The 25,596-nt window shown below is 65.2% G+C and carries 21 protein-coding genes and 2 tRNA genes; 21 read left to right on the forward strand and 2 right to left on the reverse strand.

What is annotated here, in order from left to right:
- Positions 1-8 precede the first annotated feature (8 nt).
- The 10 genes from pstB to YWC_RS0108685 all read left to right on the forward strand — a co-directional run bounded on the left by pstB (position 9) and on the right by YWC_RS0108685 (position 10,903).
- Positions 9-803 (forward strand): phosphate ABC transporter ATP-binding protein PstB, encoded by a 795-nt coding sequence (pstB, locus tag YWC_RS0108640; protein ID WP_036213761.1) that lies wholly within the window; start codon positions 9-11, stop codon positions 801-803.
- A 164-nt stretch (positions 804-967) separates the two neighbouring features.
- Positions 968-1,669, forward strand: coding sequence for a phosphate signaling complex protein PhoU (gene phoU / locus YWC_RS0108645; RefSeq protein ID WP_027865010.1), 702 nt, complete (start codon positions 968-970; stop codon positions 1,667-1,669).
- Between the two features lie 2 nt (positions 1,670-1,671).
- Positions 1,672-2,358, forward strand: coding sequence for a response regulator (locus YWC_RS0108650; RefSeq protein ID WP_027865011.1), 687 nt, complete (start codon positions 1,672-1,674; stop codon positions 2,356-2,358).
- Between the two features lie 18 nt (positions 2,359-2,376).
- On the forward strand, positions 2,377-3,669 hold the full coding sequence (gene phoR / locus YWC_RS0108655) for a phosphate regulon sensor histidine kinase PhoR (RefSeq protein WP_027865012.1): 1,293 nt from the start codon (positions 2,377-2,379) through the stop codon (positions 3,667-3,669).
- An 86-nt stretch (positions 3,670-3,755) separates the two neighbouring features.
- Positions 3,756-4,673 (forward strand): patatin-like phospholipase family protein, encoded by a 918-nt coding sequence (locus tag YWC_RS0108660; protein WP_027865013.1) that lies wholly within the window; start codon positions 3,756-3,758, stop codon positions 4,671-4,673.
- Positions 4,674-4,683: 10 nt separating this feature from the next.
- Positions 4,684-5,094, forward strand: coding sequence for a GlcG/HbpS family heme-binding protein (locus YWC_RS0108665; RefSeq protein WP_027865014.1), 411 nt, complete (start codon positions 4,684-4,686; stop codon positions 5,092-5,094).
- Between the two features lie 328 nt (positions 5,095-5,422).
- Positions 5,423-6,586: a glutamine-hydrolyzing carbamoyl-phosphate synthase small subunit gene (gene carA, locus YWC_RS0108670; RefSeq protein WP_027865015.1), complete on the forward strand. Its 1,164-nt coding sequence runs from the start codon at positions 5,423-5,425 to the stop codon at positions 6,584-6,586.
- Complete coding sequence (gene carB / locus YWC_RS0108675) at positions 6,587-9,817, forward strand: carbamoyl-phosphate synthase large subunit (protein WP_027865016.1); 3,231 nt, start codon at positions 6,587-6,589, stop codon at positions 9,815-9,817.
- Between the two features lie 103 nt (positions 9,818-9,920).
- Positions 9,921-10,400, forward strand: coding sequence for a transcription elongation factor GreA (gene greA, locus YWC_RS0108680; protein ID WP_027865017.1), 480 nt, complete (start codon positions 9,921-9,923; stop codon positions 10,398-10,400).
- Positions 10,400-10,903 carry a DUF4149 domain-containing protein gene (locus YWC_RS0108685; protein ID WP_051306334.1) on the forward strand — a complete coding sequence of 168 codons (504 nt, stop codon included), beginning with the start codon at positions 10,400-10,402 and terminating at the stop codon, positions 10,901-10,903. Before greA ends, YWC_RS0108685 begins: the two co-directional genes overlap by 1 nt.
- Before the next feature lie 73 nt (positions 10,904-10,976).
- Here the strand turns inward: YWC_RS0108685 and yhbY are convergent, their stop codons facing one another.
- Positions 10,977-11,447, reverse strand: coding sequence for a ribosome assembly RNA-binding protein YhbY (yhbY, locus tag YWC_RS0108690; RefSeq protein WP_027865019.1), 471 nt, complete (start codon positions 11,445-11,447; stop codon positions 10,977-10,979).
- 42 nt (positions 11,448-11,489) lie between these two features.
- Between yhbY and YWC_RS0108695 the strand changes: the two genes are divergently transcribed.
- From YWC_RS0108695 to YWC_RS0108745, 11 genes are all read left to right on the forward strand, one after another.
- Positions 11,490-12,137 (forward strand): RlmE family RNA methyltransferase, encoded by a 648-nt coding sequence (locus tag YWC_RS0108695; RefSeq protein ID WP_027865020.1) that lies wholly within the window; start codon positions 11,490-11,492, stop codon positions 12,135-12,137.
- Positions 12,138-12,355: 218 nt separating this feature from the next.
- The gene (ftsH, locus tag YWC_RS0108700; RefSeq protein ID WP_027865021.1) at positions 12,356-14,239 is read left to right on the forward strand and encodes an ATP-dependent zinc metalloprotease FtsH; all 1,884 of its coding nucleotides are present in this window, start codon (positions 12,356-12,358) and stop codon (positions 14,237-14,239) included.
- A gap of 78 nt (positions 14,240-14,317) precedes the next feature.
- Positions 14,318-15,166: a dihydropteroate synthase gene (folP, locus tag YWC_RS0108705; RefSeq protein ID WP_027865022.1), complete on the forward strand. Its 849-nt coding sequence runs from the start codon at positions 14,318-14,320 to the stop codon at positions 15,164-15,166.
- A 34-nt stretch (positions 15,167-15,200) separates the two neighbouring features.
- Positions 15,201-16,541 carry a phosphoglucosamine mutase gene (gene glmM / locus YWC_RS0108710; protein WP_027865023.1) on the forward strand — a complete coding sequence of 447 codons (1,341 nt, stop codon included), beginning with the start codon at positions 15,201-15,203 and terminating at the stop codon, positions 16,539-16,541.
- A gap of 69 nt (positions 16,542-16,610) precedes the next feature.
- Positions 16,611-16,687, forward strand: a tRNA-Pro gene (locus tag YWC_RS0108715).
- 68 nt (positions 16,688-16,755) lie between these two features.
- Positions 16,756-16,832, forward strand: a tRNA-Arg gene (locus YWC_RS0108720).
- Between the two features lie 32 nt (positions 16,833-16,864).
- The gene (locus tag YWC_RS0108725; protein WP_027865024.1) at positions 16,865-17,206 is read left to right on the forward strand and encodes a DUF5710 domain-containing protein; all 342 of its coding nucleotides are present in this window, start codon (positions 16,865-16,867) and stop codon (positions 17,204-17,206) included.
- Positions 17,207-17,313: 107 nt separating this feature from the next.
- Entirely contained in the window at positions 17,314-18,297 is a 984-nt protein-coding gene (locus YWC_RS0108730; RefSeq protein WP_027865025.1) for an MBL fold metallo-hydrolase, read from the forward strand.
- Between the two features lie 106 nt (positions 18,298-18,403).
- Entirely contained in the window at positions 18,404-20,170 is a 1,767-nt protein-coding gene (locus YWC_RS31525; RefSeq protein ID WP_051306335.1) for a TonB family protein, read from the forward strand.
- Between the two features lie 152 nt (positions 20,171-20,322).
- Positions 20,323-21,405 (forward strand): polysaccharide biosynthesis/export family protein, encoded by a 1,083-nt coding sequence (locus tag YWC_RS28810; protein ID WP_229413053.1) that lies wholly within the window; start codon positions 20,323-20,325, stop codon positions 21,403-21,405.
- A gap of 28 nt (positions 21,406-21,433) precedes the next feature.
- A complete protein-coding gene (locus YWC_RS0108745) occupies positions 21,434-23,710 on the forward strand; it encodes a polysaccharide biosynthesis tyrosine autokinase (RefSeq protein WP_027865026.1) in 2,277 nt (758 codons plus the stop codon).
- Between the two features lie 677 nt (positions 23,711-24,387).
- On the opposite strand, the gene YWC_RS31530 is transcribed toward YWC_RS0108745, so the two are convergent.
- Positions 24,388-25,578, reverse strand: a complete 1,191-nt coding sequence (locus YWC_RS31530) for an acyltransferase family protein (RefSeq protein WP_169728099.1) — start codon at positions 25,576-25,578, stop codon at positions 24,388-24,390.
- Positions 25,579-25,596 lie beyond the last annotated feature (18 nt).

Below are 25,596 nucleotides of genomic sequence, written 5' to 3' on the forward strand. Positions count from 1 at the left end.
AAAAAGTGATGACCCAAGCTATGCAAAACCAGGTGCCGACCGCTGCCAAAAGCAAAACGATCGAGATCTCCGGCCTGAACTTCTTCTACGGTAAGACGCAGAGCCTGAAAGACGTGTCGCTCGACATCCACGACAAGCAGGTCACGGCCTTCATCGGGCCCTCGGGCTGCGGCAAGTCGACCCTGCTGCGTACCCTGAACCGCATGTACGATCTGTATCCGGGGCAGCGTGCGGAAGGGTCGATTCAATACCGAGGCCGCAATATTCTCGAACCGGGCGTCGACGTGAACATGCTGCGCGCCAAGGTCGGCATGGTGTTCCAGAAGCCGACCCCGTTCCCGATGTCGATCTACGACAACATCGCCTTCGGCGTGCGCCTGTACGAGAACCTCTCGAAAGGCGAAATGGACGAGCGCGTCGAATGGGCGCTCAAGAAAGCGGCCCTGTGGGAGGAAGCCAAGGACAAGCTGAACAAGAGCGGCCTGTCGCTGTCCGGCGGCCAGCAGCAGCGCCTGTGCATCGCCCGCGGCGTTGCGGTGAAGCCGGACGTGCTGCTGCTGGACGAGCCGACCTCGGCGCTGGACCCGATCTCGACCGCCAAGATCGAGGAACTGATCAGCGAACTGAAGCGGGACTACACGATCACCATCGTGACCCACAACATGCAGCAGGCCGCGCGCTGTTCCGACTATACCGCCTACATGTATCTTGGCGAGCTGGTCGAATTCGGCGAAACTGACCAGATCTTCATGAATCCGGGCCGTAAAGAGACGCAGGATTACATCACGGGCCGTTTCGGTTAAGGTTTTTCGGTTATACCTAAAAGATTAACAGGGCCTCGTGCAAGCGTAGCGAGCGGAAGGAGTGGTGTCCGAGAAGCGCAGCCGTACTTACGGTACGGCGAGCATCGCAGGGCGCCAATCCGACGCGCAGTAGCTTGCGCGAGGTCCCACCACAGGAGAGTTTTATGACGGGCGAGCATTCATCCAAGCAGTACGACCAGGAGCTGGAAGCGATTCGTTCCAAGGTCCTGCTGATGGGCGGCATGGTGGAAACCGCGTTCGACGAGGCGATGGAAGCCTTCCGCGCCGGCGATGCGGCGCGCGCCGAGCGCGTGATCGCCGACGACCACGCGGTCAACCAGCTCGAAGTGCAGCTCGACGACGCCTGCAGCCACCTGATCGTGCGCCGCCAGCCGACCGCGAACGACCTGCGCACCGTGATGGCGACCATCAAGGTCATCACCGACCTGGAACGCATCGGCGACGAGGCCACCAAGATCGCGCGCAGCACCAAGAGCCTGCACGAACGCGGCGGCGGCTCCTTCGCCCACTACGACACCGTGCGCACCATCGCGCGCGCCGCCTCGGACATGCTGCACGGCGCGCTGGATGCCTTCGCGCGCCTGGACGGCAAGCAGGCACTGGAACTGATCGCGGCCGACGAAGTAATCAACCACGAGTTCCGCACCATCATGCGCAACGTGATCACCTTCATGATGGAAGACCCGCGCACGATCTCGTCGGCGCTGGACACGCTGTGGGTGGCCAAGGCCATCGAGCGCATCGGCGACCACGCCAAGAACATCGCCGAATACGTCATCTACGTGGTGGAAGGCCGCGACATCCGCCACAGCAAGCCGGCACCGACCGAACAGGCGGGCGTCTAAGCATGGCGGACAACACGAGCGTCCTGGTGGTCGAAGACGAACCCGCGATCGTCGAGCTGGTGAAGTATTCGCTGCGCGAAGCGGGCTGGGACATCCGCAGCGCCGACACCGTGGGCAGCGCCTGGGACAGCATCACGCGCGGCAAGCCCGACCTGGTGCTGCTGGACTGGATGCTGCCCGACCAGAGCGGCCTGCGCCTGCTGTCGCGCCTGCGCGGCGACCGCGATTTCCAGGAAATCCCGGTCATCATGCTGACCGCCAAGAGCATGGAAGAAGACAAGCTGGCCGGCCTGAACACGGGCGCCGACGACTACGTCACCAAGCCGTTCTCGCCGCGCGAACTGCTGGCCCGGAGCCGCGCGCTGCTGCGCCGCAAGAGCCCGCACCTGGCCGAGGCGCCGCTGCGCGCCGGGACCGTGGTGCTGGACCCGAACAGCTGCACCGTGACGGTCGAGAACCAGCAGATCGAGATCGGCAATGCCGAATACAAGCTGCTCAAGTTCCTGCTGGCGCACCGCGAGCGCGTGTTCTCGCGCGCCCAGCTGCTCGACAAGGTATGGGGCGACCATGCCGTGATCGAGGAGCGCACGGTGGACGTGCATGTGCTGCGGCTGCGCAAGGCGCTCAGGAGCGCCGATGGCCTGATCCGCACCGTGCGCAGCGTCGGCTACATGCTGTCCGAGAAGTAAAGGGCTTCGATGCGCTCGATGAATCCGAAGCTGCTGTTCTGGGTGCCGGCGATCCTGCGCCTGGGCCTGCTGTTCGCCGTGGCCGGCATCGTCTGGTGGATGGCGAGCCTGGTCGAGGCCCTGGTCTTCGCCCTGGCGGCGCTGGTGATCGCGCTGTTCGTCCAGTTGCGCTACCTGCACGAGCTGGGCGAATGGCTGGACGACCCGCACTCGAGCCGGCTGCCGGACGGCTGGGGCGCCTGGACCGACGTGTTCGCGCGCCTGTACCGCCTGCGGCGCGAGGACGAGCGCCTCCAGGCCGAGATGGCCGAATGGCTGGCGCGCTTCCGCCAGGCCATGCAGATGCTGCCGGAAGGCGTGGCGATCATGGACGACGTCCTGTTCCTCGAATGGTGCAACGAGGCGGCCGAGCGCCACCTGGGCCTGACCATGGCGCGCGACAAGGGCCTGCGCGTGACCAACCTGGTGCGCCACCCCGAATTCATCGACTACGTGATCCTGGGCCGCTACGAGCAGCCGCTCACCTTGTCCTTCCGCGGCCGCAAGCTCGAGTGCCGCATCATCCCGTTCGAAAACCGGCGCCAGATCCTGGTCACGCACGACGCCACCGATACCGAGCGCATCGAAGCGATGCGCCGCGACTTCATCGCCAACGCCTCGCACGAGCTGCGCACGCCGCTGACGGTGATCGTCGGCTTCCTCGAGATCGCGATGTCCGATCCGGGCCTGGACGTGGCCACGCGCACCGCGCACCTGGAGCTGATGACCGAGCAGGCGCACCGCATGCAGCGCCTGATCGGCGACATGCTGACCCTGTCGCGCCTGGAGTCGGACGAGTTCCCGTTCAAGCGCGAGCGGGTGGACATGCGCGCGCTGGTCGACTCGGTGGCGGCCGAAGCGCGCGCCCTGTCGGGCGGCCGGCACGGGGTCGAGGTCGTGTTCGACGGACCGGACGTGATGGGCAGCCTGGAAGAGCTGCGCAGCGCCTTTGCCAACCTGGCGTCGAATGCGGTGCGCTACTCGCCGAACGGCGGCAGCATCCGGCTGGCCTGGAGCCGTGGACCGGACGATCTGCGCTTCACGGTGACGGACAGCGGCATCGGGATCGAGCCGATCCATATCTCACGGCTGACCGAGCGCTTCTACCGGGTCGACAAGAGCCGTTCGCGCGAGACCCAGGGAACGGGACTGGGGCTGGCGATCGTCAAGCACGTGCTGCTGCGCCACGGCGGGCGACTGCAGATCAGTTCGGTGCCGGGGCAGGGCAGTACCTTCACGGCGGTGTTGCCGAATACCTCGCTGCCGGGTTAAGCCATGGGGGCAGAGTCGCAACTCGACTCTGCCCCGCATTGCTGTGGTCGCGGTACAATCGTGCTTCGTTCCCTCAAGCACCCCATATGTTCTCTCGCCGTAGCTCCCTGATCGCCTGCGCCGCGCTGTTCCTGAGCGCCTGCGGCAGCACCCCGACCCAGCCTCCCGCAACACCCGTTGCCCAGCAGGTGACGCCGCCCCCGCCGCCACGTAAAGTGAAGATCGGCCTGGCCCTCGGCGGCGGCGCCGCCCGCGGCTTCGCCCACATCGGCGTCATCAAGGCGCTCGAAGCCCAGGGCATCGTGCCCGAGATCGTGGTCGGTACCAGTGCCGGCTCGGTGGTCGGCTCCCTGTATGCCTCCGGCCTGAACGGCTTCGCGCTGCAAAAGACCGCGCTGGCCATGGACGAGGCCACGATCTCCGACTGGGCGCTGCCGCTGTTCGGCAAGTCGACCGGTGTGCTCAAGGGCGAGGCGCTGCAGAGCTACATCAACAAGGCGGTCAACAACGTGCCGATGGAGCGCCTGAAGATCCGCTTCGGCGCCGTCGCCACCGACCTCAAGACCGGCCAGCCGATCCTGTTCAACAAGGGCAATACCGGCATGGCCGTGCGCGCCTCCTCGGCGGTGCCGAGCGTGTTCCAGCCGGTGAAGATCGGCGCCAAGACCTATGTCGACGGCGGCCTGGTCGCGCCGGTGCCGGTCAAGTTCGCCAAGGACATGGGCGCCGAGTTCATCATCGCGGTGAACATCTCCAGCGCCACCGAAGGTGCCGCCACCGCCAGCTCGCTTGACGTCCTGATGCAGACCTTCAGCATCATGGGTCAGCGCCTGAATCACTTCGAGCTGAAGGAAGCCGACATCGTCATCACGCCGAACCTCGGCAACATGGGCAGCGCCGACTTCAGCAACCGCAACCTGGCGATCCTCGCCGGCGAGCAGGCGGCGGCAGCCGTCATGCCGCAGATCAAGGCCAAGCTCAAGGCCAAGCAGCAAGGACAATAAAGGAACCAAGATGAACACCAAGCCTTATCTTACCCTCGAAGACGTCAAGAAGATCGCCCTAGGGGCCGAAGCCGAAGCGCTGCGCAACAACTGGGCGGTGGCGTTTGCCATCGTCGACGATGGCGGACACCTGCTGTGGTTCCAGCGCCTCGACGGCGTGCCGCCGATCTCCTCGCACCTTGCTCCCGCCAAGGCCCGCACCGCAGCGCTGGGACGCCGCGAGTCGCGCATCTACGAAGAGATCATCAACAACGGCCGCGTGTCCTTCCTGTCGGCGCCGGAACTGGAAGGCATGCTGGAAGGTGGCGTGCCGGTGGTGGTCGACGGCCACGTGATCGGTGCGGTGGGCGTGTCGGGCGTGAAGTCGACCGAGGACGCGCAGATCGCCAAAGCCGGCATCGCAGCCCTGACCGGCGAATAAGCGCCGAACTTGTCACTTTGCTGCGAGGAGAGGGCACCTGCGGGTGCCCTTTCTTTTTATTTCGCAAAAGCAGCAAAACATGGTTTGCGCGCCGCTTTCGCTCACGTTTCGGCAAAATCGGCGCCACTTTTGTAGAATTGCTGCATTGCCGAATAGGTCGATTCCGCGCTATAATTCGGAAGTTTAACCATTCACACATTTGCCGTAGCGCCTACCCACCATCCCTCATTCAACTAGATGTCCAGCTACCGGCAGGCAGTCTCCGCCCGGGTTTGTTGGATGCCGGTCTGACGTGGCGAAGCTACGGTAACTTTATTGGGAGTTACCCTTGCCGCCATTTTTTTCTGGCCCAGCCGTCCCGGCCATCCTGGCCCTCGCTGACGGAACGATTTTCAAAGGAGTTTCCATTGGAGCCACCGGTCACACGACCGGCGAAGTGGTGTTCAACACCGCGATTACCGGCTACCAGGAAATCCTCACCGACCCCAGCTATTCGCGTCAGATCGTTACCCTGACGTACCCGCACATCGGCAACTACGGCGTCAACCCGGCCGACGTCGAGGCCTCCAAGGTCCACGCCGCCGGCCTGATCATCCGTGACCTGCCGCTGCTGGCATCGAATTTCCGTTCCACCCAGTCGCTGTCGGACTACCTGAAGCAAGAAAACGTGGTCGCCATCGCCGGCATCGACACCCGCAAGCTGACCCGCATCCTGCGCGAGAAGGGCGCGCAAGCCGGCGCCATCCTCACCGGCATCCAGGGCAAGGAGCCGCTGGAAACCCAGGCGCTGGAACTGGCGCGTTCCTTCCCGGGCCTGGCGGGCATGGACCTGGCCAAGGTCGTGTCCGTGAAAGAACCCTATGTGTTCACCGAGACCGAGTGGAAGCTCGGCGAAGGCTTCGGCAAGCAGGACAATCCCCAATACCACGTGGTCGCCTTTGACTACGGCGTCAAGCGCAACATCCTGCGCATGCTGGCCGAGCGCGGCTGCAAGGTGACCGTGCTGCCGGCCCAGGCGACCGCCGCCGACGCGCTGGCGCTCAATCCTGACGGCATCTTCCTGGCCAACGGTCCGGGCGACCCCGAGCCTTGCGACTATGCGATCAAGGCAAGCGCGGAGCTGATCGAGAAGGGCATCCCGACTTTCGGCATCTGCCTCGGCCACCAGATCATGGCGCTGGCCTCCGGCGCCAAGACCATGAAGATGAAGTTCGGCCACCATGGCGCCAACCACCCGGTGCAGGATCTGGATTCGAAGAAGGTCCTGATCACCTCGCAGAACCACGGCTTCGCGGTCGACCCGGAGACCCTCCCGGCCAACTGCCGCGTCACCCACGTGTCGCTGTTCGACGGTTCGTTGCAGGGCTTCGAGCGTACCGACAAGCCAGCCTTCTGCTTCCAGGGCCACCCGGAAGCCTCGCCCGGCCCGACCGACGTCGCCTACCTGTTTGACCGCTTCATCGGCCTGATGCAAGCAGCGGAGAAAAAGTAAATGCCAAAACGTAGTGATATCAAAAGCATCCTGATCATCGGCGCGGGGCCGATCGTCATCGGCCAGGCGGTCGAATTCGACTACTCGGGCGCCCAGGCCTGCAAGGCCTTGCGCGAGGAAGGCTACAAGGTCATCCTGGTCAACTCGAACCCGGCGACCATCATGACCGACCCGGAAACGGCGGACGTCACCTACATCGAGCCGATCACCTGGAAGGTCGTCGAGCGCATCATCGCCAAGGAGCGTCCGGACGCGATCCTGCCGACCATGGGCGGCCAGACCGCGCTGAACTGCGCGCTCGACCTGCACCACAACGGCGTGCTGGAAAAATACAAGGTCGAGCTGATCGGCGCGACCCCGGAAGCGATCGACAAGGCCGAGGACCGTTCCAAGTTCAAGGATGCGATGACCAAGATCGGCCTCGGTTCGGCGCGCTCGGGCGTGGCGCACTCGATGGAAGAGTCGTGGGCGGTGCAGCGCGAGCTGGGCTTCCCGACCATCATCCGTCCGTCCTTCACCATGGGCGGCAGTGGCGGCGGCATCGCCTATAACGAAGAAGAATTCGAAGCGATCTGCAAGCGCGGCCTGGAAGCCTCGCCGACCAACGAACTGCTGATCGAAGAGTCCCTGCTCGGCTGGAAAGAGTACGAGATGGAAGTCGTCCGCGACAAGAAGGACAACTGCATCATCATCTGCTCGATCGAAAACCTGGATCCGATGGGCGTCCACACCGGCGACTCGATCACCGTCGCGCCGGCGCAGACGCTGACCGACAAGGAATACCAGATCATGCGCAACGCGTCGATCAACGTGCTGCGCGAGATCGGCGTCGACACCGGCGGCTCGAACGTGCAGTTCGCGATCAACCCGAAGGACGGCCGCATGATCGTCATCGAGATGAACCCGCGCGTGTCGCGTTCCTCGGCGCTGGCCTCGAAAGCCACCGGCTTCCCGATCGCCAAGGTGGCGGCCAAGCTGGCAGTGGGCTTCACGCTGGACGAGCTGCGCAACGAGATCACCGGCGGCGCGACCCCGGCCAGTTTTGAACCGTCGATCGATTACGTCGTCACCAAGATCCCGCGCTTCACGTTTGAAAAATTCCCGACCGCGGACAAGCACCTGACGACCCAGATGAAATCGGTGGGCGAGGTGATGGCCATGGGCCGCACCTTCCAGGAATCCTTCCAGAAGGCCCTGCGCGGCCTGGAAGTGGGCGTGGACGGCCTGAACGAGAAGACCCGCGACCGCGAGAAGATCGAAGAGGAACTCGGCGAGCCGGGCCCGGAGCGCATCTGGTACGTGGGTGACGCATTCGCCCAGGGCTTCACCCTGGAAGAGGTGCACAACCTGACCAAGATCGATCCGTGGTTCCTGGTGCAGATCAAGGAGATCGTCGACATCGAGCTGTGGCTGGATCACCAGAAGCTCGAGAGCCTGGACAAGCCGCTGCTGTACAAGCTGAAGCAGAAGGGCTTCTCGGACCGCCGCCTGGCCTTCCTGATGCAGACCACGCCGCAAGCCGTGCGCGCGCGCCGCCATGAGCTGGGCATTCGTCCGGTGTACAAGCGCGTCGACACCTGCGCCGCCGAGTTCGCGACCAACACGGCCTACATGTACTCGACCTACGACGAGGAGTGCGAGTCCAACCCGACCGACAAGAAGAAGATCATGGTGCTGGGCGGTGGCCCGAACCGTATCGGCCAGGGCATCGAATTCGACTACTGCTGCGTGCACGCGGCCCTCGCGATGCGCGAGGACGGCTACGAGACCATCATGGTCAACTGCAACCCGGAGACCGTGTCGACCGACTACGACACCTCGGACCGCCTGTACTTCGAATCGCTGACCCTGGAAGACGTGCTGGAAATCGTCGACCTGGAAAAGCCGGAAGGCGTGATCGTCCAGTACGGCGGCCAGACCCCGCTGAAGCTGGCGCTCGACCTCGAAGCCAACGGCGTGCCGATCATCGGCACCTCGCCGGACATGATCGACGCGGCCGAAGACCGCGAGCGCTTCCAGCAGCTGCTGCAAAAGCTCGGCCTGCGCCAGCCGCCGAACCGCACCGCGCGCACCGAAGCCGACGCCCTGGCGCTGGCCGACGAGATCGGCTACCCGCTGGTGGTGCGTCCGTCCTACGTGCTGGGCGGCCGCGCCATGGAGATCGTCCACGAGCAGCGCGACCTCGAGCGCTACATGCGCGAAGCGGTCAAGGTCTCGCACGATTCCCCGGTGCTGCTGGACCGCTTCCTGAACGACGCCATCGAAGTCGACGTCGACTGCATCTCGGACGGCGAAGCCACCTTCATCGGCGGCGTGATGGAGCACATCGAACAGGCCGGCGTGCACTCGGGCGACTCGGCCTGCTCGCTGCCGCCGTACTCGCTGTCGCCGGAAACCATCGCCGAGCTGAAGCACCAGACCTCGCTGATGGCCAAGGCCCTGAACGTGGTCGGCCTGATGAACGTGCAGTTCGCGATCCAGCAGTCGGAAGAGGGCGGCAAGACCGTGGATACCGTCTTTGTTCTGGAAGTGAACCCGCGCGCATCGCGCACCGTGCCTTTCGTGTCGAAGGCGACCGGCCTGCAGCTGGCCAAGATCGCAGCGCGCTGCATGGTGGGCCAGACCCTGGCCCAGCAGGGCATCACCAAGGAGGTGACCCCGCCGTTCTACAGCGTCAAGGAAGTCGTGTTCCCGTTCGTGAAGTTCCCGGGCGTCGATACCATCCTCGGCCCGGAAATGAAGTCGACCGGCGAAGTGATGGGCGTGGGCGAGACCTTCGGCGAAGCTTTCGTGAAGTCGCAGCTGGCGGCCGGCATCAACCTGCCGACCAAGGGCACGGTTTTCCTGTCGGTGAAGGGTGCGGACAAGCCGCGCGCCGTCTCCGTGGCGCGCGAACTGGTGGCGCTGGGCTTCTCGCTGGTGGCCACCAAGGGCACCGCGGCCGTCATCGAAGCGGCCGGCATCCCGGTGCGCCAGGTGAACAAGGTGCTGGAAGGCCGTCCGCACGTGGTCGACATGATCAAGAACCGCGAAATCGTCATGGTGGTGAACACCGTGGAAGAGAAGCGTTCGGCGATCACCGACTCGCGCACCATCCGTACCTCGGCCCTGCAGTCGCGCGTGGTCACCTATACGACCATCGCCGGCGCGGAAGCCGCGATCGAGGGCATGCGTCACCTGGACGAGCTGCGCGTCTACGATTTACAAGGTCTCCATAAAACCTTAAACTAAGCAGCACGTAGTACCAACGCAACCACAGAGCTCGCGCGGCAAGCGTCGCGCGCCTCTGTGGTTTTGGTTTGGTACGTCCAATCACGAAACAACGTAGAGCGACATGAACACTACCGTACCACTGACCAAATACGGCGCCGAACTCCTGAAGGAAGAGCTGCACCAGCTCAAGACCAAGGAGCGCCGTAACGTGATCGATGCGATCGCCGAAGCGCGCTCGCACGGCGACCTGTCGGAAAATGCCGAATACGATGCAGCGAAAGAGCGCCAGGCCTTCGTCGAAGGCCGCATCGCGGAACTCGAGGGCAAGCTGAGCGCCGCCCAGATCATCGATCCGGCCACGCTGGATGCGGAAGGCCGCGTCGTGTTCGCCTCGACCGTGGACCTGGAAGACCTGGAAAACGGCCAGAAGGTGAGCTACCAGATCGTCGGCCTCGACGAAGCCGACATCAAGCTGAACAAGGTGTCGGTGACCTCGCCGATCGCCCGCGCCCTGATCGGCAAGTATGCCGGCGACGTGGTGGAAGTGCAGGCCCCGTCGGGCCCGCGCGAATACGAAATCCTCGAAGTCCGCTACGTCTGATGCCGGACAGCCGTCCCGCAGCGCCGTCCCGATCCGCTTCCCGCGTTTCCCGTATCGCAGCCGCCCGGCTGCTGGTGGCGGTGCTGTGGGCGGGGACGCTGTGGGCGCTCGGTTATATCGCGGCGCCGGCGGTGTTCGCGGCGGTGCCTGGTGCGGTGGCTGGCGATGTCGTCGCCGTTCTGTTGCACCGCCTGGGCTGGGTCTCGCTCGGCTGTGCGGCCGCGATGCTGGTGCTGGTGCGACTGTCCGGCGATCTCGATGCCGGACGGCGGCGCTTATTGAACCTGCTGGTGCTGGCGATGCTGGCCTGCGCGCTGGTGATGTGGATTGGACTGCAGCCGGGCATGGCGCAGATGCGCGAACTGGCGGGCCCGGGCGGGGTGAGGGCGTCGCCGCACTGGACGCAGTTCGCCGTAATGCATGGGGTGTCGCAGCTGTTCCACGTCATTGAAAGCGTACTTGCTGCGGTGCTGGTGCTCAAGAGCCGCGGACCGTCAGCTTAGAAGGCTGAGGTCAGATCCGATCCGGCACGCGTAAAAAAACCGGGTCGCCCCGGTTTCCGCTCGGCGCGTGCCATCACTTGTTCAGTGAATTCTTCTTGGTGGAAGTCTGACGCGGTTTGGCGCGCTTGATGTTGCCGCCCGCCGTTACGCGCTCGTTTCCTTTCAGCATGACCTTGGTGACGCTCGGCTTCTTGGTGCCGCTGGCGCTGGCCTTGACGATGGTGACTTCACGCATGCCCTTGCCGGCCTTGCTGCTGCGTTCCTTGACGGCTTCCTTCTTCGGACGGTAGAGCACCAGCAGCTTGCCGATGTGCTGGACAGGCGCCGCGTCGAGTTCCGCGCAAATCTGTTCATACATGGCGATGCGGGCTTCGCGGTCGTCGCCGAACACGCGCACCTTGATCAGGCCGTGCGCGTCGAGGCTGGAAGCGATTTCCTTCATGACCGATTCGGTCAGGCCGGATTCGCCGATCATGACGACTGGGTTGAGTCCGTGTGCTTCGGCGCGCAGTGCGCTGCGCTCGGCCGGAGTGAGTTTAAGCATAATAATTTTTTGGATTACCTTTAAAAGCAGTATTCTACGCGAATGGCCAAGAACAAATTAAACAAAAACTGGTTGCATGACCATATTAATGACCCGTACGTCAAATTGGCCCAGAAAGAGGGCTACCGCGCCCGCGCCGCCTACAAGCTCAAGGAAATCGACGAAAGCGAAAAACTGATCAAGCCGGGCCAGGTCATTGTCGACCTCGGCTGCACCCCGGGCAGCTGGGCCCAGTACACCCGGCGCAAGCTGGCCGGCGCAGATGGCGGCGGTATCCGCGGCACCATCATCGGGCTGGACATGCTGCCGATGGAACCCATCGCTGATGTTCAGTATATCCAGGGGGATTTCCGCGAAGAGGAAGTGCTGGCCCAGCTCGACGAGCTGCTGGAGGGGCGCAAGGCCGACCTGGTGCTGTCCGACATGGCCCCGAACCTGTCCGGGATTCCGACCGCCGATGCGGCGCGGATGGAACACTTAATCGACTTGGCAATTGAGTTTTCGCAAATGCACATGAAACCAGGGGGCGCATTGCTGGTGAAGTGCTTTAAAGATATGGGATTTACCCAGATACTGGAAAAGTTTCGTACCGAATTCAAGACCGTCAAGCAGGTCAAACCCAAAGCCAGCCGGGACAAATCCTCGGAAATTTTCCTGCTTGGACGCGGTCTGAAGAATCCAGCAGACTAAAAAGCGAGTCGGATGAGCGTTTTGCTCTTGATATTCGGCGCGGCAACCGCACATCAGCCGCGTGAGGCTGGCTGCGCGACGCTCTGCGTGGCCAGTCTGGCATGAAAAAATGGCATTTCAGCACTATTCCCGTACGTCGCGTGGCGGCGTCGGCTTATTGCGGTTAAAATCGTCATACTGAAATCGGTAGAGATGCAATCCGCATCGGAGGAGTTTTCGTGAATAATATGTTTTCCAAATCCGCCATCTGGGTGGTCGTTGCGCTGCTGTTGTTCATGCTGTTCAAGCAGTTCGACAACCACAGCGTCGCCGGCGGCAGCAAGACCATCGCTTATTCCGAGCTTCTCGATGAGGTGAAGGCGCGTCGCATCAAGGACGTCGTGATCGAGGGCTCCAACATCACCGCGACCCGGAGCGACGACACCAAGGTGCGCGCCACCGCGACCATCCTCGACCGCGGCCTGATCGGCGACCTGCGCGAAAACGGCGTGCGCTTCGACGTGAAGCCGCCGGAGGAGCCTTCGTTCCTGCAGCAGGTGTTCATCTCCTGGTTCCCGATGCTGCTCCTGATCGGCGTGTGGGTCTTCTTCATGCGACAGATGCAGGGCGGCGGCAAGGGCGGCGCGTTCTCCTTCGGCAAGTCGAAGGCGCGCATGCTCGATGAAACCAACAACACCGTCACCTTCGCCGACGTCGCCGGTTGCGACGAAGCGAAAGAAGAAGTGTCGGAAATCGTCGACTTCCTGAAAGACCCGACCAAGTTCCAGAAGCTGGGCGGCCGTATCCCGCGCGGCGTGCTGATGGTCGGTCCGCCGGGTACCGGTAAAACCCTGCTGGCCCGCGCCATCGCCGGCGAAGCCAAGGTGCCGTTCTTCTCGATCTCCGGTTCCGACTTCGTCGAGATGTTCGTCGGCGTCGGTGCGTCGCGCGTTCGCGACATGTTCGAGAACGCCAAGAAGCATTCGCCCTGCATCATCTTCATCGACGAGATCGACGCCGTCGGCCGCCATCGTGGCGCCGGCATGGGCGGCGGCAACGACGAACGTGAACAGACCCTGAACCAGCTGCTGGTCGAGATGGACGGCTTCGAAGCCTCCTCGGGCGTCATCGTGATCGCCGCGACCAACCGCGCCGACGTGCTCGACAAGGCACTGCTGCGTCCGGGCCGTTTCGACCGCCAGGTGATGGTGGGCCTGCCGGACATCCGCGGCCGCGAGCAGATCCTGAACGTGCACATGCGCAAGGTGCCGATTGGTACCGACGTCAAGGCCGACATCCTGGCGCGCGGCACCCCGGGCTTCTCGGGCGCCGACCTGGCCAACCTGGTCAACGAGGCAGCGCTGTTCGCGGCACGCCGCAGCAAGCGCCTGGTCGAGATGATCGACTTCGAAGACGCCAAGGACAAGATCTACATGGGGCCGGAGCGCAAGTCGATGGTCATGCGCGAGGAAGAACGCCGCAACACGGCCTACCACGAGTCGGGCCACGCGGTGATCGCCAAGCTGCTGCCGAAGGCCGACCCGGTGCACAAGGTCACGATCATGCCGCGCGGTTACGCCCTCGGCCTGACCTGGCAGCTGCCTGAACATGACGCCTTGTCCGGTTACAAGGACAAGATGCTGGAAGAAATCTCGATCCTGTTCGGCGGCCGTATCGCCGAAGAGATCTTCGTCGGCCAGATGTCCACCGGCGCGTCGAACGACTTCGCCCGCGCCACCAAGCTGGCCCGTTCGATGGTGACCCGCTTCGGCATGTCCGAGAGCATGGGCGTGATGGTCTACGAAGACAGCGAGAACGAAGGCTTCTTCGGCGGCGCCACCAAGACCATCTCGGAAGCGACGCAGCAGAAGGTCGATGCCGAGATCCGTAACATCCTCGACACGCAGTACGCCCTGGCGCGCCGCCTGTTGGAGGAGAACCGCGACAAGGTCGAGATGATGACCAAGGCGCTGCTCGACTGGGAAACCATCGACGCCGAGCAGATCAACGACATCATGGCCGGCCGCGAGCCGCGCCAGCCGAAAGCCGGCCTGTTGACCAAGCGTAACCCGCCGGGCGACAGCGGTGGTGGCGTGGCGCCGAACGCCACCGCACCGGCCTGATGTGATCGCCTAGTTTTCCCCAAGCAAAAGGCATCCGCTGGATGCCTTTTGTACGTTAACGCCTTCCCAATTCTCACCATGTCCAAGAATTTGCAATGCGGCCAGTACAGCTTCGCGCTGGAAGGCCGGGATGCCGTCCGTCCGGTTGTGATGGGCATCCTCAACGTCACCCCCGATTCCTTCTCCGACGGCGGCCGTTACCAGGGGCTCGAGTTTGCGCTGTCGCATGCCGAGGAAATGATCCGCGACGGCGCCACCATGATCGATATCGGCGGCGAATCGACCCGTCCGGGCTCGCCCAGCGTGCCGGTGGCCGAAGAGCTCGCGCGTGTGCTGCCGACCCTGTATGCGCTGCGCAGCCTCGATTGCGCACTGTCGGTCGATACCTGCAAGCCGGAAGTCATGCGTGAGGCGATCATCGCCGGCGCCGACATGATCAACGACATCAACGGCTTCCGTGCGCCGGGCGCCATCGAGGCGGTGCGCGACAGCGATTGCGGGCTGTGCGTGATGCACATGCAGGCCACGCCGCAGACCATGCAGCAGGCCCCGGCATACCATGACGTCGTGCGCGAGGTGATCGATTTCCTCAGGGAGCGCGTGGATACCCTGGAGCGCGCCGGCATCGCCCGGGACCGCATCTGCATCGATCCGGGCTTCGGCTTCGGCAAGACCGTCGAGCACAACTATGCGTTGCTGCGCCAGTTGGGCCGTATCCGCGACGAGCTCGGCCTGCCGGTGCTGGCCGGGCTGTCGCGCAAGTCCATGGTGGGCGCCGTCACGGGTCGGCCGGTGGAAGAGCGCATGGCGGGCAGCGTCGGCGGGGCATTGGCTGCGGTAGCGCATGGCGCTAAAATTGTGCGTGTGCATGATGTAGCAGAGACGGTTGATGCCTTAAAGGTATGGCTCGCTGGAACTCAAGATTAAAACGCTAAGGTTAAAACCTGGAAAGAGTAAAAGAATGGCACGGAAATATTTCGGTACGGATGGTGTTCGCGGCCTCGTGGGGGTCGCGCCGATTACCCCCGAATTCGTCATGCGCCTCGGCTATGCTGCCGGCACGGTGCTGGCCAAGGGCGGGAAGTCGACCAGCGGCCGTCCGGTCGTCCTGATCGGCAAGGACACCCGTATTTCCGGCTATATGCTGGAAGCTGCGCTGGAAGCGGGCTTCTCGGCGGCGGGCGTGGACGTGATGCTGGCCGGCCCGATGCCGACCCCGGCCATCGCCTACCTGACCCGTGCGCTGCGCCTGCAGGCCGGCGTCGTGATCTCGGCGTCGCACAATCCTTTCCAGGACAACGGTATCAAGTTCTTCTCGCAGCACGGTACCAAGCTGCCGGACGCGGTGGAACTGGAAATCGAAGACGCGATCGACCAGCCGATGGGCTGCGTGCCTTCGGACAAGCTGGGCCGCGCCACCCGCCTGCGCGATGCCCAGGGCCGCTACATCGAGTTCTGCAAGAGCACCTTCCCGAACGAGCTGGACCTGCGCGGCCTCAAGATCGTGGTCGACAGCGCCAACGGCGCGGCCTACAACATCGCCCCGCACGTGTTCCACGAACTGGGCGCCGAAGTCGTGTCGATCGGTGCGACGCCTGACGGCTTCAACATCAACGCCGGGGTCGGCGCCACCGCGCCGAAAGCGCTGTCGGAAGCGGTGGTGGCCAACAAGGCCGACCTCGGTATCGCGCTGGACGGCGACGCCGACCGCCTGATCATGGTCGACGCCACCGGCCGCGTCTACAACGGCGACGAGCTGCTCTACCTGATGGTGCGCGACCGCATGTCGACCGGTCCGGTGGCGGGCGCCGTCGGCACCCTGATGACCAATATGGCGCTGGAAGTGGCGTTCAAGCAGATGGGCGTCGGCTTCGCGCGCGCCAAGGTCGGCGACCGCTACGTGCTGGAAGTGATGCAGGAGCGCGGCTGGCTGTTCGGCGGCGAAAGCTCGGGCCACCTGCTGGCGCTGGACAAGCACACCACCGGCGACGGCATCGTGTCGGCGCTGCAGGTGCTGTCGGCGCTCAAGCGCAGCGGCAAGTCGCTGGCCGACTGCTGCAGCGAACTGACGCTCTACCCCCAGACCCTGATCAACAAGAAGGTCGCGCCGGGCTTCGACTGGACCACGAACCAAGCCGTGGTGGCCGAAAAGGAAGCGGTCGAGCGCGAGCTGGGCGAAACCGGCCGCGTGCTGATCCGCGCCTCGGGCACCGAACCCCTGATCCGTGTCATGGTCGAGGCCAAGGAAGCCGATCTGGCCGAAAACATGGCGCGCCGTATCGCCGACAAGCTGGCCGCCTGAGTTCGTGCGCCCGCAGGGGGCAGCGCAATTTGACGCGCCCTCGTTGCGGGAGTATCATCAGTACCACATCGGAGTGTAGCGCAGCCCGGTAGCGCACCTGGTTTGGGACCAGGGGGTCCAAGGTTCGAATCCTTGTACTCCGACCAAAGCTTCCTCCACGGGCTGTCGTTCGACAGCCCGTTTCATTTCCGGCCGCTTGCGCGTGCCGTCTGAACTGCCCATAGCTCAGTTGGATAGAGCATCAGCCTTCTAAGCTGAGGGTCGCTGGTTCGAACCCAGCTGGGCAGGCCATCCGTCGCGTGACTACTTTTTTTTCGGATCGCATGCTTTTCCTGACTGTTCCCTATGCCGAGAAGGATGAAGCGAAGGCGCTCGGCGCCCGCTGGAATCCCACCAAACGCCGCTGGTATGTCCCCGACGGTGTCGCCGCCGCCCCCTTCGCCAAATGGGCCGGGCAGGGCGCCGACAGCCCACTTGGCGGCGCCGCCGCACCCACGGGCCGCGTCGACAGCTACCAGGGCAAGACCGTGACCGGCACCAACTACGTCGCGCTCGCGCACGACTGCAATCCCTTCGAGGCCTGCCCGCAGTGCACGGCGGCCTTGCTCGGCACCGAGTGGCAGAAGGCGCGCCAGCACCTGGCCGGCCTGGTCGCCAAGCTGTAGTCTCCGCAGGCGGATACAGGCAAGCGAACGCCGTTCGCAGCGCTGCCGTGTTAACGTTCCGGCAGCAGCGCATGCCGTCCCGGGGTGCGCGCTTCCGGAGACCGACCATGCCGTTCGCTCGACTGTTCCAGTACCCACTTTTTTGCGCCCGTCTGTCGATCCTGCTGGCCGCGCTGTGCGTCACGGTCCCGGCCCACGCCGATGCGACCGCCACGCCGGCCCCGGGCGAGTCCTTCCGGCTGCAGCTGGCGGCGGACGGCGCACCGGCGCCGGAAGCGGCGGATGCAAATACGGGCACCGTGCAGTTCATCGGCACGGCCACGGTCATCATCCGCTTCCAGGGCTTCACGATCCTTACCGATCCCAACTTCCTGCACAAGGGCGACCACGTCCATCTCGGCTATGGGCTGACCTCGGAACGCAAGACCAACCCGGCCATCCGCTTCGAAGAACTGCCGCCGATCGACCTGGTCGTGCTGTCGCATTTCCATGGCGACCATTTTGACCAGCTGGTGCAGGAAAAGCTCAACCGCGCCACGCCCATCGTCACCACCAAGGAGGGCGGCGAGCGGCTCAAGCGCCTGGGATTCACGCGCATCTTCGGCCTGAGCAGCTGGGACCGGCTCGAGGTCGGCAAGGGCGCCTCGCGCCTGCGCGTGACGGCCACGCCCGGACGCCACGGCCCGGCGGGCGTCGCGGTGCTGCTGCCCAAGGTGATGGGTTCGGTGCTCGATTTCGGCGCCAATCCAGATGTGCCGGACTACCGCATGTACATCAGCGGCGACACCCTGGTCTACGACGACATCCGCGCCATCCCGCAGCGCTTCCCGAACATCGACCTGGCCTTGCTGCACCTGGGCGGCACCCGCATCCTCGGCGTCGTGAAAGTCACGATGGACGGCAAGGACGGCGTGCGCATGATGCAGGTCGTGCGTCCGAAGAAGACCGTGCCGATCCACTACAACGACTACGACGTGTTCAAGTCGCCGCTCGAGGACTTCGCGCGCGAAGTCAAGGCAGCCGGCCTGGAGAAGGACGTCATCTACCTCGCCCACGGCGAAACCTACACCTTCAGCCGGGTACAGCGCTAGCAGGGCGGGCCGCGCGGGCCCGACCTGCTTCAATCGTGCGCGCTCGCCTTGCTGCTGAGTAAACGCTATGATGCCAGCCTGACAATAATCGCTTTCCGGCCACGGCATGCATCGAGCGCAAGACTCCAGTCCGAACGACCCCCTTGCGCTGCGCGACCGGCGGCTGGTCGCCGGCATTGCGGTCTCGGCGTTGCTGCATGGCCTGCTGTTGTCGCTGCAGTTCGGCGTCCCTGGCTTCGATGCCGGTCCGGGCGGGCCGATCCAGGTCACGCTGGCGCCTCCGCCGCCCCCGCCCGCAGGTCTACCGGAAACGCCCCCTGCGCCGCTGCCGGACTCCGGCGCGGCGCCGCCGCTGCCGCCGCCTGCGGCTCCCGCTGTCGTCGCGCCGCCTGCCAGCGGACTGCGGCTGGTCGACCCGCGTCCCCGGCCGGCCCCGCCCGTGCAGCCGGCACAGGCGGCCAAGCCGAAGCCCAGGCCGAAACCGGCGCGCCGGCCGGCCAGGCTGCGCACGCCGCCGGCACCGCCCCTGATTGCCTCGACGCAGGATGACGCCAGTTTCGCGGTGGCGCCGCCGCCACTGCTGGACATCGAACCGGACCTGCAAGCGGGTGTGCCCGATGGCGAGCCGGAGGCAAAGCCGGAGCCGGACGAGACGGCGATCGCGGCGCGTGTGGAGCAGGACGCCAGGCAGGAAGCCGAGCGCCGGCGCGAAGCAGCAGAGGCCGACGCGGCCCGTATCGCCGCCGCCGAGGAGCAGCGGCGCCTCGATGCCGAAGCCGAACGCTCCCTGCGCGAAGAGCAGGAACGGCTTGCGGCACAGGCGGCGGAACAGGAGCGGCTCGCCGCCCAGCGTGAACGCGCGCTGCTGGCCGAGCGCGAGGCCGCGCAGGTGCAGGAACAACGCCGGGCCGAGCAGCAACAGGCAGACCAGCAGCTGGCCGAGCGCCGCCAGGCCGAGCAGCGCGCCCTCGAACAGCGGCAAGCCGAGCAACTGGCAGCCGAGCAGCGGCAAGCCGAGCAGCTCGCGGCCGAGCGGGCGCGGATCGCCCGCCAGCAAGTGGAGGAGCGCGAGCGTGCTGAAGCCGAACAGCAGCGCCAGGCACAGCTGCGCGAGCGCGACGAGGCATTGGCCCGGCAGGCCGAGCAGCAGCGCGCGGCCGAGCGGCTTGCCGCCGAGCGCCTCGCGGCGGAACAGCTGGCGCGCCGCCAGGCCGAGGCAGCCGAGCGCCAGCGCGCCGAGGAACTGGCGCAGCGCCAGGCCGCCGAAGATGCAGCGCGGCGGCTCGCCGAGGAGGCGGGACGCCGGATCGCGGCCGAGCGCCAGCAGGGATTGCCGGGGCAGGGCAGCGGCAGCCCCGGCCCGGGCGGCCCGGGAAGCGGGCGAAGGGATGGGGCTATGCCGGCGGGCAGCGTGCCCGGCAGCGCCATGGCCAGCCGCGCGCGCGAACTGCTGCGCGGCCTGAACATCCCGAACGTGGCGCCGCCGCCGGCACGGCCGGAGGACGCGCCCGGCGCGCGCCGGGTGCTGGCCGACGGCGCCGAACGCGACGTGCCGCTGCGCCTGTATGTCGACAGCGTACGCCAGAAGCTGGAACGTACCGCGGTCCTCGGCGGCGCCCGGTTCTCGCAGCGCGAGGTCCGGATCGACCCCCTGGTCAGCCTGACGCTGCGCAGCGACGGCAGCGTCGACGACGTGACCATCGTGCGCTCGAGCGGCCGCGCCGACATGGACGATGCGGTACGCCGCTTCGTCCAGCTCAATGCGCGTTACGCCGCCTTCCCGCCGAACGTCGCGGCGCGCTTCGATATCATCGAAATCCGCCGTGTGTGGCGCTTTGCCGACGGTCTGAAGTTACTGGAGGAAATTCGCTGAGCCTTTGCGCAGCCGCTGTTTGATCAGCTACAAAGCCAAGCCTGATGGACACCGTACGCTGGACTGGACCGTTCAAGTATGACGTCTATTTTTGATAGGCAACAATCATGGCTGCGATTTGTTCAGTTGCAATATCGGGTTACCGGCGACTTGTGCTGGTACTGAGCTTTTTCATTCTGCTGCCGGGTTGCACCACCGGCATCCAGTTCGCCGGTAGCGGCCAGGACGGCAGCAGCGATGCGCCGCCCACCGAGATCATCACCGAGCAGCTCATCGAGAGCGAGCGGCGCGCGCTGGCCGAGCTGTCCCGGCAAGACCTCTCGCCGCTCATCGTGGCCAACCCTGCGCCGTACACCATCGGCCAGGGCGACGTGCTGTCGATCGTCGTGTGGGACCACCCGGAGCTCGCCGGCAGCGGCATGACCGCTGCCACCGCCGCCCTCGACAGCGGCACGGCGTCGCCCAGCGCGGTCCAGCCCGGGTTTGCGGTCGATCACATGGGACGCATCCAGTTTCCGCTGATCGGCCTGCTGCACGTCGAGGGCCAGACCGAGGAGCAGGCCAGGGCGCTGCTGACCAAGAAGCTGGCGCGCTACATCGCCCAGCCCAGCCTCACCCTGCGTGTGCAGTCCTACCGCAGCAAGCGGGTCTACATCGACGGCGAAGTCAAGGCCCCCGGCCTGCAGGCCATCAACGACATTCCCATGACCCTGGTCGAGGCGCTGAACCGCGCCGGCGGCATGCTCCCAAGCGCCGACCAGAGCCGCATCATGATCGAACGCGGGCCCAGCCGCTACATGGTCAACCTGCGCGACCTGGTGCAGAAGGGCGTCAACCCCGGCACCGTGCTGCTCCGGCATGGCGACGTGGTGCGTGTCCATTCGCGCGACGAAAGCAAGGTCTTCGTCTCCGGCGAGGTCGTCCAGCCGCGCGCGCTCACCATGCACAACGGCCGCCTGACCCTGAACGAGGCGCTCGGCGAGAGCGGCGGCGTCAGTCCCCTGAGCGGCGATGCGCGCCAGATCTACGTGGTGCGCAAGACGCCCGAGCGAACCCGCGTGTTCCAGCTCGATGCGCGCGTGAGCGGCGCGCTGGCGATGGCCGAATCCTTCGAGCTGCGGCCGAAGGACGTCGTCTACGTCGCCGCATCGCCGCTGGCGAACTGGAACCGTCACCTGAGCCTGTTGTTCCCGGGCGCACTGACCAACGCGGTCGGCGTGACGACCCGTCCCTGAACATCCGATCCCGAGCAAGGCCGCTACCATGAGCAATCCAGCCGACGCCCACCCGCTGACCCACATCTCGCACAGCCCGCCCGTGCTGTCGGTGCCCTTCGACCCGCGGCCGCCCGAGCCCCTGCCGGAAGAGTCTACCGTCGACCTGAAGGGCTATTTCAACACGCTGTACGACAGCCGCTGGCTGATCGGCAGCATCACCGCCTTCATCACCGTGGTGGCGGTCCTGTACGCGCTCGTCGCCAAGCCGGTGTTCGAGGCCAACCTCATGATCCACGTCGAAGAGGAAAGCCCGAACGCGTCCAAGAACATCCTGAGCGAGGCCTCGTCCCTGTTCGAGACCAAGAAGGCGGCCATCGCCGAGATGGAGCTGCTGCGTTCGCGCATGGTGGTGTCGCGGGCGGTCGACAACCTCCAGCTCTACATCGAAGTCCAGCCGAAATACTTCCCGGTGGCCGGCTTCTGGTTCGCCAACCAGAACGCCGGCAACCTGTCCACCCCCGGCCTGTTCGGCTACGGGGGCTACGTCTGGGGCGGCGAGAAGGCGGACGTCTCGGTGTTCGAGGTGCCCGATTCCTGGCTCAACCGCGAATTCGTGCTGACGGCGCGCGCCGGCAACCGCTACCGCTTTTCCGGCGGCGGGCAGCGGCTGGCCTTCGACGGGACGGTGGGACAGCGCTACCGGGTGCCGCTGCCGGACGGCATGCTCGAGATCAAGGTGGACAGCCTGTACGCGAACCCGGGTGCGCGCTTCCGCATCAAGCGCAAGTCGCGCCTGAGTACGATCCAGGCCATCCAGCGTTCGATGGTGATCACCGAGCAGGGCAAGCAGTCGGGCGTGATCGAAGTCAAGCTGCAGGGCGAGAACTCGGCAAGCATCAACAACCTGCTGAGCGAGATCGGGCGCGAGTACATGCGCCAGAACCTGGCGCGCAAGACCGAGGAAGCCGAGAAGTCGCTGGCCTTCCTCAACCAGCAGCTGCCCATCCTGAAGCGCCAGCTGGAACAGTCCGAAGACCGCTACAACCAGTTCCGCAATGCGCACGGCACCGTCGACCTGCGCGAGGAAGCCCGCATGAGTCTGGCGCAAGCGGCGGCGGCGCGCACCCGGCGCATGGAACTCAATCACAAGAAAACCGAGCTGCTGGCGCGCTTCACCGAAGACCATCCGGTGGTGATGGCGATCAACCGCCAGCGCAAGGAAGTCGACGCGGAGATCGATGCCATCGCCAGCCGCATCCGGACGCTGCCGGTGATGGAACAGGACGAAGCGCGCCTGACGCGCGACATCAAGGTCAACACCGACCTGTACACGGCGCTGTCGAACACGGCGCAGCAGCTGCGCCTGATTTCCGTCGGCCGGGTCAGCAACGTGCGCCTGGTCGATGCGCCGATCGCACCGGAAAAACCGATCAAGCCGAACCGCCCCCTGATCGTCGCGATGGCGGTCGTGACCGGGCTGTTCCTCGGCACCCTGATCGCCTTCACCCGCAAGGCCATGCGCGGCGGGATCGACGATCCGCAGAAGATCGAACGGATGCTGCGCGCACGGGTCGTGTACGCCTCGATCCCGCACAGCGTCAACCAGGAAAAGCTGATGCGCAAATCCAAGCCGGACGGCGTGCTGCCGCTACTGGCCCAGATCCTGCCGGAAGACCCGGCGGTCGAGAGCCTGCGCAGCTTCCGCGCGGCGCTGCAGTTCTCGATGCCGCACTTCAAGAACAACGTGGTCATGATGGCGGGCCCGACGCGCGACCTCGGCAAGTCCTTCATTGCCGCGAACTTCGCGGCGGTGATGGCGGCCAGCGGCAAGCGCGTGCTGCTGGTCGATGCCGACATGCGTAACGGGCACCTGCACCGCTACTTCGGCATCGACCGCCGCAAGGGGCTGTCGCGGGCCATCGCCGGCGGCGCTACCGTGGACGAGGTCATCCACCACAACGTGCTGGAGCGGCTCGATTTCATCCCGACCGGCGAATTGCCGACCAACCGGGCCGAATTCCTCCTGCACCTGAACTTCGGCACCCTGCTCGAGACGGTCAGCCCGCAATACGACCTGGTGCTGATCGACGCGCCGCCCTTGCTGGCGGTGGCCGACGCCCTGATCATCGGCGCGCACGCGGGAGCCGTGTTCCTAGTGACCCGCTCCGCCGTGACCACCGAAGGCCAGATCAACGAGTCGATCAAGCGCCTGAACCACGCGGGGATCTCGCCGCGGGGCGTGCTGTTCAACGACATGGCGCTGCGGCTGGGCGACTACAGCTCCCAGTACGGCAACGGACCGCAGCTCGCCTACGTCGCCTGAGCGGCGGCAGCTGCCTGGCAATCAGGATCGATGGGCGCAAGGCGCCCATCGTCATGCTCTCTTCGTCAAGTCGGCGCCTGCGTGCCTTCACGGCCGCCGTTTCCGGCATGCTGCCCGCGCCATCTGATGTCTGAGACCTGACGCGCCCAAGCAAGCGCGCATCATCAGCATGCACCCGCCCGGCATGCCGTCCTGAACACCCCAGGTACGTCAAGACGAAACAGGCTGCAGGCTAGCGTCTGGCGCGCCCAATCGCCTTGAAGCAGCGTCCACCAGGCGCGCAAGCGCGATACGACAGCGGCTAGCTGCGTGCTGCGCGGCTGGCAAGCCAGCTCGGCCACTTGGCCTGTTATCGGGAATATTATTGGGAATACTACCGGCAGAGGGGCCGCGTGGAAAAGGACGGCTGGGATCGCTTGTCCCGGCGTATCACCGGCCTTGCGGCGCGCTGCCGCGCGAAGATCTGCCGCTGGGCTGGCGAGCCAGCCGGGGTATCGACTCGCCTGCATTCCAAGCAGGGCAGGCCACGCGTGTGGTCTTGATGACGGGAGCTTGCTGAGGTGACCTGCAGCGTTCAGGCGAACTTGGCGAGCTTGCGGCGGCCAGAGCTGCGCATGTCGTGGTACGCCGCCGCACTGCAGGCCGCAGGCGGCGCCGTACCCTTTACTCCGAGCCGGTCAGTCCGGCGACAAGGCGACCCGCACCGGTTTCGCGCGCGGGCTCAAGAGCAGGTTCTTCAGGGCATTCCGGATGCGGATGGTATGCCGCTCGAACAGCAGGTAGAACATGTACGCGGCCAGCACCAGGGCGCAGAGGAGGACGACATACCACAGGAAGTCGGTGGCGGCGTTCGGGTCGAGTTGGCCACGGCCGAAGAACTGTTGTCCGAGGTGGCGCATCAGGTAGATGACCGGAACGTGGACGACGTAGAGCGAGAACGAAAACTCCGAGAAGAAAACGGCAACCCGGTTGGTCCGAACATAGGCGGGCGCTGTCGTGTCGACCGCTTGCTGGAACGAGGCCAGCAGGAGCAGGAAGGGAATGCTGCAGATGATGTCCTGCACAAAGGAGGCCGGCACCAGATCGTCGTTGCTGCCCCGCAGCCGGTAATAGACGAACAGCGCCACCGTCACCACCAGCAGCAGCGCCTGGAAGGCCTTGCCGCAGTCGATACGGATGCGCGAGAAGGCGGCGCCGAGGAGCCAGACCGTGAAGTACAGCGAGATCATGTCGCGCAGCGTCGCCAGCAGCAGGATCAGGGCGGCGGCGGCGGCGGCGCGGCGCAGTACGCCGCCGCCGGCGATCACGAGCAGCAGCAGGGGAAACTGGATGTAGTACCAGGTCTCGTGCGCAAGGCTCCACAGCGGATAATTGCCGCCGAACTCAGGCACCGTCACGGTCTGTAGGCCCAACAGGTTGCCGGCGAGCGCGGCCGCCGAGAATTCGTTGCCCGGGTTGAAGTCGATCGGGCCGGGCGCGGCAGCACCGATGACCAGGCCGACGCCCAGGCTCAGCAGCAGGGTCGGCAGCAGGACGGTCCAGAGCCGGGTGAAACGGTCGATCGCATAATGGGCGAGCGCCTGCGGTTTGCCCAAGCGGTTCATCAGGCTGCCGCCCACCAGCCAGCCGCTGATGAGGAAGAACACGACCACGGCCTGGTGGGCGAGACCGGTGATGAAGGCCAGGCCCATGTAGGCAAGCGACGGGTCTTCGAGCGTGCGCAAGCCGGGATAGAGTTCGGCGCGCAGGTGCGCTGCCGCGACCTGCAGGGCGGCCAGGCCGCGCAGGGCGGAAATGAGCAGCGACTGCATCGCGTTCTCGCCGAGGGGTGCCCGTGCTTGCCAATGCATCGAGGGGAAGGAAACCATGTGTCTCTCCATTGGTAG

Origin of the sequence: Massilia alkalitolerans DSM 17462 (assembly GCF_000427785.1) — a bacterium.
GTDB classification, from domain to species: domain Bacteria; phylum Pseudomonadota; class Gammaproteobacteria; order Burkholderiales; family Burkholderiaceae_D; genus Telluria; species Telluria alkalitolerans.

Bases quoted from the DNA above. Each gene is read 5' to 3' on its own strand.
- YWC_RS0108725 (WP_027865024.1), top strand. From the start codon at position 16,865: ATGCTTTTCCTGACTGTTCCCTATGCCGAGAAGGATGAAGCGAAGGCG.
- YWC_RS0108660 (WP_027865013.1), top strand. From the start codon at position 3,756: ATGTTCTCTCGCCGTAGCTCCCTGATCGCCTGCGCCGCGCTGTTCCTG.
- YWC_RS0108730 (WP_027865025.1), top strand. From the start codon at position 17,314: ATGCCGTTCGCTCGACTGTTCCAGTACCCACTTTTTTGCGCCCGTCTG.
- folP (WP_027865022.1), top strand. From the start codon at position 14,318: ATGTCCAAGAATTTGCAATGCGGCCAGTACAGCTTCGCGCTGGAAGGC.
- YWC_RS0108695 (WP_027865020.1), top strand. From the start codon at position 11,490: ATGGCCAAGAACAAATTAAACAAAAACTGGTTGCATGACCATATTAAT.
- YWC_RS0108650 (WP_027865011.1), top strand. From the start codon at position 1,672: ATGGCGGACAACACGAGCGTCCTGGTGGTCGAAGACGAACCCGCGATC.
- YWC_RS0108685 (WP_051306334.1), top strand. From the start codon at position 10,400: ATGCCGGACAGCCGTCCCGCAGCGCCGTCCCGATCCGCTTCCCGCGTT.
- phoU (WP_027865010.1), top strand. From the start codon at position 968: ATGACGGGCGAGCATTCATCCAAGCAGTACGACCAGGAGCTGGAAGCG.
- carB (WP_027865016.1), top strand. From the start codon at position 6,587: ATGCCAAAACGTAGTGATATCAAAAGCATCCTGATCATCGGCGCGGGG.
- YWC_RS31530 (WP_169728099.1), bottom strand. From the start codon at position 25,578: ATGGTTTCCTTCCCCTCGATGCATTGGCAAGCACGGGCACCCCTCGGC.
- yhbY (WP_027865019.1), bottom strand. From the start codon at position 11,447: ATGCTTAAACTCACTCCGGCCGAGCGCAGCGCACTGCGCGCCGAAGCA.
- YWC_RS0108745 (WP_027865026.1), top strand. From the start codon at position 21,434: ATGAGCAATCCAGCCGACGCCCACCCGCTGACCCACATCTCGCACAGC.
- YWC_RS31525 (WP_051306335.1), top strand. From the start codon at position 18,404: ATGCATCGAGCGCAAGACTCCAGTCCGAACGACCCCCTTGCGCTGCGC.
- greA (WP_027865017.1), top strand. From the start codon at position 9,921: ATGAACACTACCGTACCACTGACCAAATACGGCGCCGAACTCCTGAAG.
- glmM (WP_027865023.1), top strand. From the start codon at position 15,201: ATGGCACGGAAATATTTCGGTACGGATGGTGTTCGCGGCCTCGTGGGG.
- phoR (WP_027865012.1), top strand. From the start codon at position 2,377: ATGAATCCGAAGCTGCTGTTCTGGGTGCCGGCGATCCTGCGCCTGGGC.
- YWC_RS0108665 (WP_027865014.1), top strand. From the start codon at position 4,684: ATGAACACCAAGCCTTATCTTACCCTCGAAGACGTCAAGAAGATCGCC.
- pstB (WP_036213761.1), top strand. From the start codon at position 9: ATGACCCAAGCTATGCAAAACCAGGTGCCGACCGCTGCCAAAAGCAAA.